General features: G+C 62.4%; 19 protein-coding genes. 6 read left to right on the forward strand and 13 right to left on the reverse strand.

Going from position 1 to position 13,967, the window contains the following annotated elements; genetic code table 11:
* Positions 1 to 27: 27 nt before the first annotated feature.
* Positions 28 to 423: a bacteriohemerythrin gene (locus CAP2UW1_RS06415; RefSeq protein ID WP_015765849.1), complete on the forward strand. Its 396-nt coding sequence runs from the start codon at positions 28 to 30 to the stop codon at positions 421 to 423.
* 25 nt (positions 424 to 448) lie between these two features.
* Here CAP2UW1_RS06415 and CAP2UW1_RS06420 read toward each other — a convergent pair whose 3' ends face one another.
* The 9 genes from CAP2UW1_RS06420 to CAP2UW1_RS06460 all read right to left on the reverse strand — a co-directional run bounded on the left by CAP2UW1_RS06420 (position 449) and on the right by CAP2UW1_RS06460 (position 6,552).
* Positions 449 to 1,105: a cation:proton antiporter gene (locus CAP2UW1_RS06420; RefSeq protein ID WP_199931588.1), complete on the reverse strand. Its 657-nt coding sequence runs from the start codon at positions 1,103 to 1,105 to the stop codon at positions 449 to 451.
* Positions 1,106 to 1,193: 88 nt separating this feature from the next.
* Complete coding sequence (locus CAP2UW1_RS06425) at positions 1,194 to 1,511, reverse strand: hypothetical protein (protein ID WP_049778527.1); 318 nt, start codon at positions 1,509 to 1,511, stop codon at positions 1,194 to 1,196.
* 132 nt (positions 1,512 to 1,643) lie between these two features.
* On the reverse strand, positions 1,644 to 1,841 hold the full coding sequence (locus CAP2UW1_RS06430) for a hypothetical protein (RefSeq protein ID WP_012806121.1): 198 nt from the start codon (positions 1,839 to 1,841) through the stop codon (positions 1,644 to 1,646).
* Positions 1,838 to 2,632: an ExeA family protein gene (locus CAP2UW1_RS06435; protein ID WP_012806122.1), complete on the reverse strand. Its 795-nt coding sequence runs from the start codon at positions 2,630 to 2,632 to the stop codon at positions 1,838 to 1,840. The genes CAP2UW1_RS06430 and CAP2UW1_RS06435 overlap by 4 nt, the downstream gene beginning before the upstream one ends.
* 2 nt (positions 2,633 to 2,634) lie before the next feature.
* The gene (locus CAP2UW1_RS06440) at positions 2,635 to 3,957 is read right to left on the reverse strand and encodes a DDE-type integrase/transposase/recombinase (protein WP_012806985.1); all 1,323 of its coding nucleotides are present in this window, start codon (positions 3,955 to 3,957) and stop codon (positions 2,635 to 2,637) included.
* Positions 3,958 to 4,086: 129 nt separating this feature from the next.
* Positions 4,087 to 4,611, reverse strand: a complete 525-nt coding sequence (locus tag CAP2UW1_RS06445) for a DUF6431 domain-containing protein (protein WP_012806124.1) — start codon at positions 4,609 to 4,611, stop codon at positions 4,087 to 4,089.
* A gap of 158 nt (positions 4,612 to 4,769) precedes the next feature.
* The gene (locus CAP2UW1_RS06450; RefSeq protein WP_049778528.1) at positions 4,770 to 5,279 is read right to left on the reverse strand and encodes a transporter family protein; all 510 of its coding nucleotides are present in this window, start codon (positions 5,277 to 5,279) and stop codon (positions 4,770 to 4,772) included.
* 56 nt (positions 5,280 to 5,335) lie between these two features.
* Complete coding sequence (locus CAP2UW1_RS06455) at positions 5,336 to 5,527, reverse strand: hypothetical protein (protein ID WP_015765850.1); 192 nt, start codon at positions 5,525 to 5,527, stop codon at positions 5,336 to 5,338.
* 182 nt (positions 5,528 to 5,709) lie between these two features.
* Positions 5,710 to 6,552 (reverse strand): peptidylprolyl isomerase, encoded by an 843-nt coding sequence (locus CAP2UW1_RS06460; RefSeq protein WP_412566856.1) that lies wholly within the window; start codon positions 6,550 to 6,552, stop codon positions 5,710 to 5,712.
* Here CAP2UW1_RS06460 and CAP2UW1_RS25990 point away from each other — a divergent pair.
* Positions 6,551 to 6,739, forward strand: coding sequence for a hypothetical protein (locus CAP2UW1_RS25990; protein WP_412566857.1), 189 nt, complete (start codon positions 6,551 to 6,553; stop codon positions 6,737 to 6,739). The genes CAP2UW1_RS06460 and CAP2UW1_RS25990 overlap by 2 nt on opposite strands.
* A 123-nt stretch (positions 6,740 to 6,862) precedes the next feature.
* Here the strand turns inward: CAP2UW1_RS25990 and CAP2UW1_RS24380 are convergent, their stop codons facing one another.
* Both CAP2UW1_RS24380 and CAP2UW1_RS06470 read right to left on the reverse strand, forming a co-directional pair.
* Positions 6,863 to 7,051 carry a type II toxin-antitoxin system Phd/YefM family antitoxin gene (locus tag CAP2UW1_RS24380; RefSeq protein WP_015765852.1) on the reverse strand — a complete coding sequence of 63 codons (189 nt, stop codon included), beginning with the start codon at positions 7,049 to 7,051 and terminating at the stop codon, positions 6,863 to 6,865.
* A gap of 134 nt (positions 7,052 to 7,185) precedes the next feature.
* A complete protein-coding gene (locus CAP2UW1_RS06470; protein ID WP_291913111.1) occupies positions 7,186 to 7,575 on the reverse strand; it encodes a MarR family transcriptional regulator in 390 nt (129 codons plus the stop codon).
* A 468-nt stretch (positions 7,576 to 8,043) separates the two neighbouring features.
* Here CAP2UW1_RS06470 and CAP2UW1_RS06475 point away from each other — a divergent pair, with 468 nt between their 5' ends.
* The 4 genes from CAP2UW1_RS06475 (at position 8,044) to CAP2UW1_RS06490 (ending at position 12,501) form a co-directional block, all read left to right on the forward strand.
* Positions 8,044 to 9,897 carry a phosphoenolpyruvate carboxykinase (GTP) gene (locus CAP2UW1_RS06475; protein WP_015765855.1) on the forward strand — a complete coding sequence of 618 codons (1,854 nt, stop codon included), beginning with the start codon at positions 8,044 to 8,046 and terminating at the stop codon, positions 9,895 to 9,897.
* A gap of 105 nt (positions 9,898 to 10,002) precedes the next feature.
* Entirely contained in the window at positions 10,003 to 10,953 is a 951-nt protein-coding gene (gene mdh / locus CAP2UW1_RS06480) for a malate dehydrogenase (protein WP_015765856.1), read from the forward strand.
* Positions 10,954 to 11,130: 177 nt separating this feature from the next.
* On the forward strand, positions 11,131 to 11,796 hold the full coding sequence (gene can, locus CAP2UW1_RS06485) for a carbonate dehydratase (protein WP_015765857.1): 666 nt from the start codon (positions 11,131 to 11,133) through the stop codon (positions 11,794 to 11,796).
* Between the two features lie 48 nt (positions 11,797 to 11,844).
* Positions 11,845 to 12,501, forward strand: coding sequence for a histidine phosphatase family protein (locus tag CAP2UW1_RS06490; RefSeq protein ID WP_015765858.1), 657 nt, complete (start codon positions 11,845 to 11,847; stop codon positions 12,499 to 12,501).
* 386 nt (positions 12,502 to 12,887) lie between these two features.
* Here the strand turns inward: CAP2UW1_RS06490 and CAP2UW1_RS06495 are convergent, their stop codons facing one another.
* Together CAP2UW1_RS06495 and CAP2UW1_RS23585 are read right to left on the reverse strand one after the other, a co-directional pair.
* Positions 12,888 to 13,325, reverse strand: coding sequence for an RES family NAD+ phosphorylase (locus CAP2UW1_RS06495; protein ID WP_015765859.1), 438 nt, complete (start codon positions 13,323 to 13,325; stop codon positions 12,888 to 12,890).
* Positions 13,325 to 13,897 (reverse strand): antitoxin Xre/MbcA/ParS toxin-binding domain-containing protein, encoded by a 573-nt coding sequence (locus tag CAP2UW1_RS23585; protein WP_015765860.1) that lies wholly within the window; start codon positions 13,895 to 13,897, stop codon positions 13,325 to 13,327. Before CAP2UW1_RS23585 ends, CAP2UW1_RS06495 begins: the two co-directional genes overlap by 1 nt.
* Between the last annotated feature and the right edge of the window lie 70 nt (positions 13,898 to 13,967).

Raw genomic sequence — 13,967 nt, forward strand, 5'->3', positions numbered from 1 at the left:
GCCACTGACTACTGGAAAGGATTACCCGTGCCGAACATCTCCGACTTCAACAGCGCGTCAGGTGCCGCTACCGATCGCGAGCACGACGTTCAGCTTGGCCTGTTGCAGGCGCTGTGCCGCGCCGTCGCCGACAATCGCGATGCCGCTTCGGTCAGCGAGATCCTGGATCAGTTGATCGCCTACAGCGAGGCGCACTTCATGTCCGAGGAACTGCTGATGCGGTTGAACAGCCATGACGACTACGCGGATCACGTCGACGATCACGGCCAGATGCTCGATCGGCTGCGGCAGATCGCCGCCGATCATGCGGCGGGCAATTCTCCGCTGCTGGCAGCACAGGCGGCAGAGATTCTTGGTTTCGTCCGCGGTCACATCGACACGCGCGATCGGCACTTCGCCGACCGACTGCGCGACGGACAGTAGCGCCGTGTGGATTGGCGAGGCCTTCTCAAGCGTATCGCGAATGCTTCGTGTAGGCGCCCGCTAGCCGCCGCCGCGTGGCGGCGGCAGTTCGTCGAGCAGGCGCGGCGCGTAGTGTTGTGTGAGGATCGGCCCGAGGATGGCCGTCACGAGCACCACGATGAGAACCGCGTTGAGCATGCGGTTGTCGACCAGCGGACTGGCCGCTGGTGTACAAGGGGAGGCAGGCAGCGAAAACGAGCAGGGAGAGGGTGTCGGAAACCATCGTCGCGCCGAACGTCACCACCATGGGTTCGCGATTCCTCGCCCCCAGCCTGGCGATGATGGTCGATCCGAGCATCGTGTGCGAGGCGATCAGCGACCCGACGACGATTGCCGGCAGACACTCGTAGCCAAGCCACAGGGTGGCCAGCGTTCCCAGCAGCAGCGGAAGCGAAGTCGTGATCACTCCAAAGCTGAGCGCGCGCAAGATCTTTTGCCGGAACAACGTCAGGTCGAGTTCCAAACCGGCGAAGAACATCAACAGCAGCGCGCCCACTTCAGCGAAGAATTTCAGAACCGGATGCTCGTGGGAAAAGATGTCGAGCACATGCGGCCCGAACAGCATGCCAGCGACCAGCAAGCCCACCGCCTCCGGAAAATGGACGCGGCGCGAGAGGCGTGGAATGCTGACAATCAGCATCATGCATACCGCGAAGCTGGCCAAGGTTGGCAGAACGGCGACCGCCTTCCGCAGGTAGTCGAGGAGCTACATGCCGGCCTTCGAGGAAGGCTTACTTCGGGAACATGAACTGCACCTGGGCGCGAATCTGCCAGTTGGCGCCGTTATCCGGCGTCACCACGTTGTAGTACGCCGACAGTTGTGTGTTCACCGGCAGTCTGCCGAGGTGGAAGATTTTCCCAACCCCGCCGCCGACCGGAACCGTCCAGCGCTGGCTGCTCTCGGCCTTCCAGTCGGCGGTGATGATCGGCGCGCTGGTCAGGTAGAAACCGCCGTCGAAGTTGTAATTGACGAAGGGCTGGATCAGGCCGTTGTTGTACGACCCGCCCTGCTTGTTGCTGGAGAGCGACCAGATGTTGTTGACCAGCACGCCGTAGACCCAGGTGTTACGTCCCGCGATATCTGGAACTCTTCAACCCGAGCCATTCGAGGTTGAGATGATGGCAAAGTCCCACGCTGACGCCGGAAGAAGAGGTTCCGGCGTCAGCGTGGGACGAGAGGGCTAGAAGGGCTCGCCTGGAGGTATTCTCCAAGGGGCTTCGGGATCGTAGAGGTTCATCTGACGGCTGCGGTGGCGGCGAAGCTGGACGAGGTAGCGGGCCTCACAAGCAGCGGCGAGTTGGTGAAGGAACTCGCTGATCGCCGCCGCACTTTCGTCGGAGAGGCCGTCGGGGAAGAGGGAGTGAGGGCGGCGTTTCATCGCAACTCCTCGATAGCCGCTTGCAGCAGATCGTCGGGCAAATGATTGAGTGCGCGCGGCACCGCCAGACGCATGGCGGTGCGCAGGATGCGCCCGGCGTGGCGCGGCAGGCCCTTGCTGGCTTGGCGCAGGAGTTCCAGGCCGGAATCGGTGAGCAGGGTATGCGCACACCCGGCGCTCTTGAGGGCATGGCCGACGAGTTGCGCAAAGCGCTCGCGTTCGAGCACCGGTCGCAGATGCACGCGTGCCTGGATGCGGCCGGCGAGTGCGGCGTAAGACGCCCGTTCGAGGGTTTGGGCGAGGATCGGGTGACCGACCAGCCAGACAGTGATGAGATCGCGCGAATCGAAGGCGAAGTTGAGAAAAGCGGGGAAATCGCGGAAGAATTCGGGTGGCAGATTCTGCGCCTCGTCGAGGATCCAGACCGGCAGAAGTTGCTTGGCGTCGGCCAGATGATGGATATGCGCCTTGATGTCGCGCCACAGTTGGGCGCGACGATAACTCGGCTGAAGGCCGAGGGATTGGGCCAGGCACCGGTAAAGGTCTGCCCGTCCGAAATCGGTCTCGGCATGGTAGATGACTTGGTAGCGATGCGGATTGAGCTTGGCGGTCACGAGGCGCAAGGCGGCCGTCTTGCCCACGCCGGCCTCGCCGGTCAGCAGGCCGAGGCCCGGCGATTGCAGAAGCCACTGGAAGCGCTCGGCGAGTTGCGCCAGCGCACCGTCATCCCACAGCTCGGCGGCGTCCTTGCCCAGAGGCGGATGGCGCAGACCAAAGTGTTGCAGATACATCTTCAGTCTCCTTTGCGGTCGTAATACTGACGATAGGTGAGTTCGATCAGATTCGGGCCAGACGGCGAGGCGGGAGCGGCGTCTGTCGGGTCGGATTTATTTCGTTGGCGATCGAGATTGCCCAGGGCATCGAGCGGGGTCGCGGCGCCGATCCCCTTGCCGTGCTCGTCCTCGACCTCGATGACCGCCCCGCTATGCGGATCGACGACCAGACACACCGTCTTGCCGGAGAGTTCGAAAGGCACTTCGAAGCGCGCCCCCTGATACGACACCGTGCCATCCTTCCTGACTCGACGGCTGACGCGATACCGGAACAAGGCATCGAGCTGCGCGGCCAGCGCTCCCAGCGAACGAATCTTCGACAAATCCTGCTGGTAGCGCGCGAGCGGCGTCATCCCGTCGAGGCCGGCATGCGGCGTATGGTGATAGACCCGCTCCAGCCAGGCCCAGAGACGCGCATTGAGGTCCTCGAAACTGTTGATGTGGCGCTCGTCGAGTTCCGACAGGAACTGGTCGCGGCAGGTCCGGTGCCAGCGCTCCAACTTGCCCTTGCCCTCGGGCGCATAGGGCCGGCAATAGATCAGGTGAATGCCCAGGCGGGCGCAGATCCCCTGCAGGGTCTCAGCGCGGTAGGCCGCGCCGTTATCGACGACGAGCTTGATCGGGATGCCTCGCTTCAGCAGCGCCTGCTTGAGCACCCCTTCGATGTCGAGCGCCGTTTCGCCGGGGCAGAAAGCGCTGTGAGCCACCAGACGTGAGGCATCGTCGAACAGCGAGACGAGATACCCCTTGACGAGCTTGCCCTCGTGAGGCACGCGGGGACCGTGCATCACATCGCCATACCAGATGGCGCCCGCGGAAGCGGCGACGAAGCTGCGCTTCTCCTCGGGCAGGCTGGCCGAGCCGCTGATCCGCGACAGGCCGTGCTGTTGCAGCAGCCGGTGGACCGTCGAGCGCGACAGGCTGCCGCGAGCCACCGTTCCGGTGGCTTCGAGCAACTGGCGAATCTGACGGATCGAGCGGCGCGGGTTGTCGCGCTTCGCGGCAAGGATCGCGGTCTGAATGGCTTGCGATAGCTTCGATTGCCCGCGGTCGATACGGGTCTTGGGTGTCAGGCCATCGATGCCCTGGGCAAGGTAAGTGTAATACCAGCCCTGAATCGTCTTCTCGGCAACATGGCGCCGACGCGTGCCGGGAATGGTGTATTCGCGCTCGGCCAGGGCGCGGATGGTCTGCTGCAATTCGCCGTGATCCAGCCGTTCCCGGCTGGTCAGCGAACCCAGGACGGACAGGCGAAACAAGGCGATCGGATTGATTCGATTCATGACGACTCCTCGGGGTGAATGGGAGTCGTCATCAAAACAAAAGGGCCGAAATAATGCCACGAGCAAACTGTGTGGGGACCCCGCCCGGGCGGGGTCCCCACCGTCCGCCACTCGCTCGGTGTCAGGAAATCATGGGACGCTCATCTCTTGATCGAGCCAGAACATGGCCCGCGGCAGACCCAGGCTGTTGAACACCTGGTGCCAAAAGCCGTGCGTGTCAACGGCCCGGCCGAGTTCGGCAAAGCGCACGCGCAGGTGAAACACAAAGTCCTTTCCCCGCTCCTGCAACCAGTTCCACCAGCGCGCGCCCGTGTGCCGGTCAGGTGGACCGCCGGGGTGCTCTGCCGCGCCGTTCAGCCGCTGCTGCAGGACTTGCTGTTGCACCGACCAGTCATACCAGCGTCGCGGTGCGATACATTCCGGCAGGCGCGAACACGTGCGTCGGCATCCGGCACAACGGTAGCGAAGGATGGGGATCGGGTTGAGCCGTGGCGGCACGGCTCGGCGGTCGGCCTTTCGCTCATAGTGACCATGCTGATGGACCACTCCCAGCCCGCAGTGCGGGCACGACTTCGGTCGATACACTTCAGCGGCCTTTTGAGTCGTCTCAACGTGCTGCTCAAGCGTGGTGATGCCGGCTACAATTCGTTGCATGGGCTGGGCTCTTTTCTATCTCGGTCGTCTCGATAACTTCCCACGATAGCAGAGGTGTTCCAGCCCTTCTCCGTCCTTCTTCATTCCGCCTTCGCTCAGGAGATCCTTCGATCTTCCTGCTCAAAGTACGCGCGATATTCAAAGCCCTTCAATCCCGTTTAGGGGCGGACGTAACACCAGGGATCGCCCTTTTCGAGATGCAGCGCCACCACCGACGGGCCGAGACCCCAGTTCTTGTTGCCGAGTTCGGAATGGTTGTTGGTCGGAATCTGCACCACCGGCCCGGCTCCCCAGATGAAGTGTCCGGGCTTGGCCGGCGAGAGGAAGGCCGTCAGCACCGTATCGCCGACACCGTTGGTTCGGTCGTCGCCGGGGTAGAGCGAAGGCATCGAGATCACCGGCACGATGGTGCGGGTGATGATATTCCACTCGTCGCTCACCGAGATCGGAATCACCGGCTGGATGTTGAGGACGTTCTGGGTCTTCTTCTCCGGCCCGAAGTTGAGGTTGGTGTTGTTCTGGAACGGCACGCTGACCAGATTGCCGACCGGGTTCTGAGCCAGCTTGGCCAGTTCCTCGGCGGTCAGTTCGGCGAGGGCGGGGCTGGCCGCCAGCAGTGTGGCAAGCGCAGTGGCGGCGCACCCGGGGATCGTGGTGGGCTTGATCATGCATTCCTCCAGCGTTGAATGAATTCCCGGCCGCTGTAAGGCCGGGGAAGTGACGATTACAGCGGCCGTGCCGGGCCGATCTGCGGCGCGCGCACCGGCTTGGCCATGCCGAAAAAGATCACCACGCCCTGTCCACAGCAGCGCGTCGACAGCGCCTCGGCTGCACCGGCGTAGCAGCTGTCGATGTCCTGCCAGTTGTTGATGGCCCAGACGTCTCCCGCCGGGCCGACGGCAATCTCGGTCTGCAACTGCAGCCAACCTCCGACGTAGCCCCCCGGCGGCGAGCACTTGGCCGTTGAGGCCGGTAGCCGCTAGAACCGGTGCTGGCGGCAGGAGGCTCGTCGCGGCGAGCACCAGGATCGACAAGCGATCCCCGATGACTTGCTTGCGTCTGTGCATTTGCGCTTTCATTTCATGTCTCCCATGAACGTCAAGAGTGATTTCCATCGCTTGGGAACTGACATCCGGCACCCGGCTCATTCGCCGCGCCAGGCGTGCCGCGACGAATGAGCAGTTTGGCCGGGCTTACTTGGCAGCTGTGGGTGCGGCGGGGTGCTGTGGGTGCGGCGGCTGGCGCCGGTGCCGGCGCGGCTGCCGGTGTGGTCGCTGACTCGATCTTGGCCTTCGCCTTGAGATCGTCAAGGTGTTTCTTCAGGTTTTGCTGCTGAACCTGCTGCGCCAGATGGGGTTTGACTTCCTCAAAAGGAGGTGCCTCGATGGGCTTGGAATCCTCCAGCTGAATGACATGATAGCCATACGGGGTCTTGACGGGCTCCTGTGTGATGGCTCCTTTTTCAAGCTTGCTGACAGCAGCGGCAAATTCCGGAACCATTCTGCTCAGGTCGAACCAGCCCAACTCGCCACCACTTGCCTTGGAGCCGGCATCTTTCGATTTCTCCATGGCCAGCTTCGCGAACGCTCCGGGATCCTTCTTGAGCTTGGCGATGATGGCCGTGGCTTCGGCTTCCTTCTCGACGAGAATGTGGCGTGCCTTGTATTCGGAGCCGGTGATCGTGGCCTTGATCCTCTCGTACTCGGCTTTCAGGACTTCGTCGCTGGCCGCACCGTTCTTGATCAAGTCCTGAACGTAGGCGCTGGCCAGAACGGATTGACGCATCAGGTCAATTTGTTCGATCACTTCAGGCGACTTGTCCAGGCCCTTCTTGACGGCTTCCTCGGCAACCAGCGTCTGCATGATCAGCTTGTCGACGATGCCTTGTCTGGCCTCCGGGCTGTCCGCCTGGCCGTTGCCGCCAGCTTGCTTGACGATCATGTCCACACGTTTCTTGCTGATGACAACGCCGTTTACGGTTGCCTCGGCGGCTTCTTTCGCTGCCGGGGCAACGGCAGCGGGCTTGGCATTCTGGTCGGAGTTGCAGGCGCCGAGGACCAGCAGCGACGCAGCGCTGGCCAGCAGGATTCTGGAGTTGAGCAATTTCATACGGTTCCTTGTGGTGTGAAGAATTGCAGTTGGAGTTGCATTGCGGGGAAATCGCCTTGGTCCAGCCGGTTGCTGGACAGACTGCCGCTGATGCGGGAAGGGCGGCGGGTAAGGCGGACGTGACCGAAGTATTCGCGGCCTTTCAGACCAGACGAACCGGACTTGTGGTGTACGCCGCCACCATTTTGTCGCGGCCCAGCGAATTGAATATGCCGGCTTCCGGGACCGTGACCTGGCCGGCTTTGGCGATCACGAACGACTCGCCTTTGGCGGCGTGTTCGACCAACCGCGACAGCTGGGTCTTGGGTTCGTGAATTTTGGACGTCTGCATGAATATCTCCGGTGGGTCAGGTCCGGTTAGTTTAGTCCAACACCGGTGGGATACGTCGACAGACATGAGGAACGCGGCCACTTCAGGCCGCGTTCCCCCTGCAGCGGCCGGTTATCGGCGCCGGCAGCAAGAATTCAGCCGATAGTGTCTTCGGATCTCCGCGCGTGAGGTTCTGACCGGTCAAGTTCAAGGGCCCCGGAGAGACTCGCCTTTACGGTTTGCAGGATCTCGGACAAGTAGTCTTGTTGTGCTGCTGACAGGCCTTGCAGCATTTCCGTACGACTACGGAGAATGACGGTCTCGACCTGCACGAGCAATTGTCGCGCTCGGTCGGTCAAATGGATTCCCCATACGCGCCGATCGCCGGCAATTGGACGCCGTTCGATCCAGCCGCTCTTCTCGACCTGATCGATCAGGCGGCCGGCCGTGGATTTTTCGATCTCGAGCTTGGCCGATATCTGCGACTGGGAAAGCCCCTCCTGATTCGACAGGATCGCCAATATCGACCATTGGGCACGCGTCAAGCCGAGTGGCTGCAATCGTCGATCGATCAGTTTGCGCAGCAGTCGCGCGGACTCGGTCAAGAGGAAGCCCGGGCCTCGTTGGGAATCATCGATGAACATGGATGCGGCCTCAGTGACGATCTAGGGAATGGCCCTTGGCTGCCGGCACGACGGTGCTGTGCGCAGCGCAGGCGTTAGCCGCAGATTATCCCAGTTTCCCCGGCATGCGACGAGCGAGCGGGGAACCGCCGAGAACATGGGGGAGTCTGTGGATGCCGCTTGCACAACGCACCTGCCTGACCGCAGCCAATACCAGAAAATAGTAAGCATGCTTATTATAAGTTGACTGTTGGTAGGCGAGCATAGTAATATCCTCTCGTCAACAAGGTCTTTAGGCCGTCGCTAGGTTCCGTCTCGTGATCGAGCTTGGCGAGCTACATGCGACGGGTGCTGCAGGCTGATTACCACTACCGAGGAAAGAGGAGAAACATGAGCAACGCAACGAACTCCGTCAGTGTTCCGACCAACAACCCGAAACTGATTGCCTGGGTCGAGGAGGTGCGGGCGCTGTGCAAACCGGAGCAGGTCGTCTGGTGTGATGGCTCGAAAGCCGAATACGACCGCTTGTGCAACCTGATGGTCGAAGGCGGGACCTTCATCCGCCATCCGGAAAAGCGGGCAGATTCCTACCTCGCACGCTCACACCCTTCCGACGTCGGAAGGGTCGAGGACCGAACCTTTATTTGCTCCATCAACAAGGAGGATGCAGGCCCAACGAACAATTGGGCCCCGCCGGCGGAAATGCGTGCCACTTTGAACGGGCTGTTCGACGGCTGCATGCGCGGACGAACGATGTACGTGATCCCGTTCAGCATGGGTCCGCTGGGCTCACCGATCGCCAAGATCGGCATCGAAATCACCGACAGCCCCTATGTCGTGGTGAACATGGGAATCATGACCCGGATGGGCCGTGCCGTGCTCGACGTACTCGGCAGCGACGGCTTCTTCATCCCCTGCGTTCACTCCGTGGGCGCGCCGCTCGCGCCGGGGCAGCAGGACGTCCCGTGGCCGTGCGAGGCGGACATCAAGCGCAAGTACATCGTGCATTACCCGGAGACCTACGAGATCTGGTCCTACGGTTCGGGCTATGGCGGCAATGCGCTCCTCGGCAAGAAGTGCCTGGCACTGCGCATCGCCTCCGTAATGGCCCGCGATGAGGGCTGGCTCGCCGAACACATGCTGATCATGGGCCTCGAATCGCCGCAGGGAGAAAAGACCTACCTCGGCGCCGCTTTCCCCAGTGCCTGCGGCAAGACCAATCTGGCCATGCTGGTTCCGCCCACGGGCTTCGAGGGCTGGAAGGTCACCACGGTGGGTGACGACATCGCGTGGATCAAGAAGGCGCCGGACGGGAGGCTGCGCGCGATCAATCCCGAAGCCGGCTTCTTCGGCGTTGCTCCCGGCACCAACATGAGTTCCAACCCCAACGCCATGTTGACCATACAGAAGAACTGTATCGTCACCAACGCCGCTCTGACCGACGACGGTGATGTCTGGTGGGAAGGCATGGACGGCCCGCCGCCGGCGCATACCATCGACTGGAAGGGCGAGGACTGGACGCCCGGCTGCGGCCGCGTGGCGGCGCATCCCAACGCGCGCTTCACGGCGCCGGCCAGCCAGTGTCCGAGTATTGACGCGGATTGGGAGAACCCGGCTGGCGTAGCGATCAGCGCTTTCGTCTTCGGTGGCAGAATGAGCAAGGACATGCCGTTGGTGTTCCAGGCCTTCAACTGGAGTCACGGCGTCTATCTGGCCGCCACCATGGGTTCCGAAGCGACAGCCGCGGCGATCGGCCAGGCGGCGATGCGTCGAGACCCCATGGCGATGCTGCCGTTCTGCGGCTACAACATGGCGGACTATTTCAGCCACTGGCTGAACGTCGGTCGCCAGGTGCCCAATCCGCCGCGCATCTTCCGCGTCAACTGGTTCCGCAAGGGCGACGACGGCAAATTCCTTTGGCCGGGCTTCGGTGAAAACATGCGCGTATTGAAATGGATCGTCGATCGGGTGCACGGCCGCGGCTTCGGCATCGAAAGCCCGATGGGCTGGATGCCGCGCCACGAAGACCTTGAATGGAACGGCCTCGACTATCCGAGCGACACCTTCTATGACCTGATGTCGGTCGGCCGCAAAGCAGGCTCGGCCGAGGCGCATGCGCACGAAGAGCAGTTCGACATGTTCTTTGACCGCCTGCCCAAGGAGTTCATCTTCGAACGCGAATTGCTGCGCTCGCGACTCTGGCGTTCGCCCGAGAAATGGGAACTGGCGCACGAGGCCCATTGAACGCTCGTCGTTGACTCTGCCGGTCGCGCCCCCGGGGCAATCTGCTGCCGCGGGGGCTGCCCGATCGATCAAGTCTGAAGCACATTCATTGAGGAAAAGTTCAGCATGTCACGCAAGAAGATTGCACTTGTCGGCGCCGGTCAGATTGGCGGTACGCTCGCCCTGCTCGCCGGCATCAAGGAGTTGGGCGACATTTCTCTGTTCGATATCGCCGACGGCGTCCCCCAGGGCAAGGCGCTCGACCTCGCCCAGGCCGGGCCGGTCGAGGGCTTCGACAGCGCCCTGGCCGGCGGCAGCGATTACGCTGCCATCGACGGTGCCGACGTGGTTATCGTCACGGCCGGCGTGCCGCGCAAGCCGGGCATGAGCCGCGACGATTTGATCAGCGTCAATACCAAGGTAATGGTCTCAGTCGGCGAAAACATCAGGCAGCGCTGCCCCGAGGCCTTTGTCATCGTCATCACCAATCCGCTGGACGCCATGGTCGGGGTACTGCAGCAGGTCTCGGGCCTGCCACCGGCAAGAGTCGTCGGCATGGCCGGCGTGCTGGACAGTGCGCGCTTCCGCCATTTCCTGGCCGACGAGTTCAAGGTCTCCGTCGAGGACGTCACCGCCTTGGTGCTGGGCGGCCACGGCGACACCATGGTGCCCTTGGTGCGCTACTCGACCGTCGCCGGCATTCCGTTACCCGATTTGGTCAAGATGGGTTGGACGACCCAGGAACGGCTGGATGCGATCGTCAAGCGCACCCGCAATGGCGGTGGGGAAATCGTCGCCCTGTTGAAGACCGGTTCGGCGTTCTATGCCCCGGCGGCCGCTGCCATCGTCATGGCCGATGCGTATCTGAAGGACAAGAAGCGCTTGTTGCCGTGCGCCGCCTGCTTGAGCGGGGAATACGGCGTCAAGGGCATCTATGTCGGCGTCCCGGTCATCCTGGGAGCGGGCGGCGTCGAGAGGATCGTTGAAATCGAGCTGGATGCCGAGGAGCAGGCGATGTTTGATCACTCGGTCAAGTCGGTCAAGGAACTGGTCGAGATCACCAGGCAGTTCTTGTAGGTACTGTCGCATTGGCTGGGCGCTGGGCTGACCGACTCCGATCGGCTGCCCGGACCAGCGTCCGGCGTTCAGCAGCCGGTCGGATTGCCGACAGGCCGGTGCGCTTATTCTTCGTTCGCCGTATCGTGGCTCGGCGTTCGGTGTCCGGCATGCGTCCACTCATGGAAAGACTCCAGTATGAAATATCTGCCTGAACTGTTTGCCGCCAATACCCGCTGGGCTGAGGACATGCGAGCAGCTGACCCCAATTTCTTTGCCGGTCTGGCCGGCTTGCAGGACCCGGACTACCTGTGGATAGGGTGTTCGGACAGCCGGGTGCCGGCGAATCAGATCACCGGCCTGAAGCCGGGCGAAGTGTTCGTGCATCGAAATATCGCCAACGTCGTGGTGCATACGGACCTCAACTGCCTGTCGGTAATGCAGTACGCCATCGATGTGCTCAAAGTCCGCCACATCATCGTTTGCGGTCACTACGGCTGCGGCGGTGTGCGGGCGGCTCTGGAAGGGCCCTCCCTGGGATTGATCGACAACTGGTTGCGCCACATTCAGGATGTGCGCGATCGGCACATGGATTTCCTCGCGGCGCTGCCGGACAACACGGCCCGCTGGCGCGCCCTGTGCGAACTGAATGTGATCGATCAGGTGCGCAATGTTGCCCGCACGACGCTGGTCGGCGACGCCTGGAGGCGTCACCAACCCCTGATGTTGCATGCCTGGATCTATGGTCTGGAAGATGGTCGTCTGCAAGACCTGCAAGCTTCCTTCAACGAGGAAGGCGAAGTCGATTCAGTCATCGCCCAGGCGGTGGTGGCGGCCCATGCGCGTTACACGGTCCGCGCGTAGCGCACTCGGCGGCAAGTAAACGCGGGCTGACGAACACTGGGCAACTCGATGCCGACCCGAATCCATCTGGTGCGCCACGGTGCCACCGACCTCACCGCCGAAGACCGCTTCGCCGGTTCCTCTGATGTGCCCCTCTCCGACGAAGGCCGCAGACAGGTGGCATGTTTGGCGGCGCGGCTGAAACGAGAGAAGCTGGACGCCGTCTACGCCAGTCCGTTGGGACGCACCATGGAAACCGCGCGCACCTTGGCGCTTCCCCACGGTCTGGAGCCGATAGCCGAGGCTGGGCTGCGCGAAATCGATTATGGCCACTGGGAAGGGCTGCGTCGATCGGAGGTCGAGAGCACGTTCCCGGCCGAGTACGCCGTCTGGCAGGAGGATCCATTCGCTATCGCTCCCCTGGGTGGAGAATCGGGTGTCAATGTGCTCAACCGGGCATTGCCCGCGCTGCGCGCGATAGTCGAGCGGCATCGCCACGGCACGGTGCTGCTGGTATCCCACAAGGGAACCAACCGACTGCTGGTCAGTAGCCTCCTGGGCTTCGACATGCGGGGCTATCGCGATCGCCTCGAGCAAAGTCCCGCAGCGCTGAGCCTTCTCGACTTCATGAGCGAGGTTCGCGCCCGCTTGCGCTTGTTCAACGACATCTCGCATTACGAGGACCTATCCGAGCGGCTCCTGACAGAACGCTTGCCGCGCTGGTAAGGCGCTGCGCCATCTGCCCGCAAGAAGGCGATGGGTCGTGCAGCGAGTGAGGGCAGCTCAGTGCCATGACCGTCGCATCTCGGGTCGTCCTGGCTGCGGTACGCATGAGGATTTCGCTGACGTCGAAGGCTCCTGCAGCAGACGCTCGATACGCTGTTCCGGACATTGGGCGAATCGAGCAACAAGGTCGAGGTCACCACCGCGATCAGCGACGACCTGCGTTCGGTCGCCGCGCGTCTCAACGCCATCATGGCCAGCTTCTCATTCTCGCTCTTCACAGCCGGTGAGCCCATTGGAGGCGCTATACAGCCGGCGCCGCGGTTGGGACGACGTATCACAGGCGTTTGCCGGTCCGCAGTCAAGAAGCGAGCGGCCGTAGCCGTTGGTCAAAAAAAGAAAGGCCGCTCCACCGCGAGTTGAACTTCGGCAAACCGGGGATGCAAGGGGTTCAGGATCAGGTTGCGCGCCTCCGGCACGATGACCGACGGGACGATCAGCCCGAGCGCCCGCGCTGATCGCAAGAAATCCGTACCGAAATCGACGGACGCTGGACCGGGCGGCGTCGCCTCCCAGCCGGCCAGCGCCTCGATATCGGCCGTTTCGTAGAGCGTGGCATCGTCCGGCAACGTCAGTGAGACCAACAACAGATCGACCGGCAGGAAAGTGCCCGCATGAGCGAGCTTTTCCATTGCACAGATTTCGACGCTCACGCCAGCGTAGATCACCGGCGTGCCCTGCGCGTGCCAACGTCCGCCATCGACCAGTCCGCCAGCACCGCTACGGTCGAGGGCATGCCTCGCCTTGGCGATGCGCCAGACGCGCATCAGGCCGCGCCGCCGTAGGCGATGGCATTCAAAATCCGCGACACTTCGCGGCAACCGATTTCGGTATCGAGCAGTGACAGTGGCGCCACGTTGCCCAGTCCCAGATTGCTGGTCTGCAACCATGCACTGGCCATGACCGGGTCGCCGAAAGTATCCTCGGCCAGTTTCTCGATGGCGCCAATGCGGTTGAGGCGTTCGGTCATCGGCGGGTCCAGCGTTTCGTTGCGGGCCAGCTTGCGCTTGGCTGTCGAGGCCGAGAGGCCGATCAGTTGATAAATCCGTTCGCGTGGTACACGCAGCGCCTCTGCCATGCCGATCAGGTTGCTGGCCGACGCCCCCTTGCGAATCTCGCTGATCTGAGTCTGAGCCGAACTGCTCAGGAACTGGTTGCGATAAAGCACCCATGCACCCGCGGCGCCCTGGGCGGCGAGCGAAGCCGCCGGACGACCCGCCGAAACGACATATTCTGTTCGCACCTGCTCGACCCGAGATGCGGACCTGGCAGGCGATTCGGCCGCCGCCTGGATATCCGGCTTGCCGATTTGACCGCGCCCAGGCGTCGCCTTCGCCATGATCACACTCCTTGAAGGATCATATGAGCTTTAATTATAGACCATGTGAGCCGATGTCCTGTCCGTTCTG

The sequence above is a fragment of the Candidatus Accumulibacter phosphatis genome, assembly GCF_000024165.1.
GTDB classification, from domain to species: domain Bacteria; phylum Pseudomonadota; class Gammaproteobacteria; order Burkholderiales; family Rhodocyclaceae; genus Accumulibacter; species Accumulibacter phosphatis.

Excerpts from the sequence above, each read along its gene's own strand:
- CAP2UW1_RS06420 (WP_199931588.1), bottom strand. The coding sequence starts at position 1,105 with ATGATGCTGATTGTCAGCATTCCACGCCTCTCGCGCCGCGTCCATTTT.
- CAP2UW1_RS06430 (WP_012806121.1), bottom strand. The coding sequence starts at position 1,841 with ATGAAACGCCGCCCTCACTCCCTCTTCCCCGACGGCCTCTCCGACGAA.
- CAP2UW1_RS06435 (WP_012806122.1), bottom strand. The coding sequence starts at position 2,632 with ATGTATCTGCAACACTTTGGTCTGCGCCATCCGCCTCTGGGCAAGGAC.
- CAP2UW1_RS06440 (WP_012806985.1), bottom strand. The coding sequence starts at position 3,957 with ATGAATCGAATCAATCCGATCGCCTTGTTTCGCCTGTCCGTCCTGGGT.
- CAP2UW1_RS06445 (WP_012806124.1), bottom strand. The coding sequence starts at position 4,611 with ATGCAACGAATTGTAGCCGGCATCACCACGCTTGAGCAGCACGTTGAG.
- CAP2UW1_RS06450 (WP_049778528.1), bottom strand. The coding sequence starts at position 5,279 with ATGATCAAGCCCACCACGATCCCCGGGTGCGCCGCCACTGCGCTTGCC.
- CAP2UW1_RS25990 (WP_412566857.1), top strand. The coding sequence starts at position 6,551 with ATGTCCACACGTTTCTTGCTGATGACAACGCCGTTTACGGTTGCCTCG.
- CAP2UW1_RS06460 (WP_412566856.1), bottom strand. The coding sequence starts at position 6,552 with ATGATCGTCAAGCAAGCTGGCGGCAACGGCCAGGCGGACAGCCCGGAG.
- CAP2UW1_RS24380 (WP_015765852.1), bottom strand. The coding sequence starts at position 7,051 with ATGCAGACGTCCAAAATTCACGAACCCAAGACCCAGCTGTCGCGGTTG.
- CAP2UW1_RS06475 (WP_015765855.1), top strand. The coding sequence starts at position 8,044 with ATGAGCAACGCAACGAACTCCGTCAGTGTTCCGACCAACAACCCGAAA.
- mdh (WP_015765856.1), top strand. The coding sequence starts at position 10,003 with ATGTCACGCAAGAAGATTGCACTTGTCGGCGCCGGTCAGATTGGCGGT.
- can (WP_015765857.1), top strand. The coding sequence starts at position 11,131 with ATGAAATATCTGCCTGAACTGTTTGCCGCCAATACCCGCTGGGCTGAG.
- CAP2UW1_RS06490 (WP_015765858.1), top strand. The coding sequence starts at position 11,845 with ATGCCGACCCGAATCCATCTGGTGCGCCACGGTGCCACCGACCTCACC.
- CAP2UW1_RS06495 (WP_015765859.1), bottom strand. The coding sequence starts at position 13,325 with ATGCGCGTCTGGCGCATCGCCAAGGCGAGGCATGCCCTCGACCGTAGC.
- CAP2UW1_RS23585 (WP_015765860.1), bottom strand. The coding sequence starts at position 13,897 with ATGGCGAAGGCGACGCCTGGGCGCGGTCAAATCGGCAAGCCGGATATC.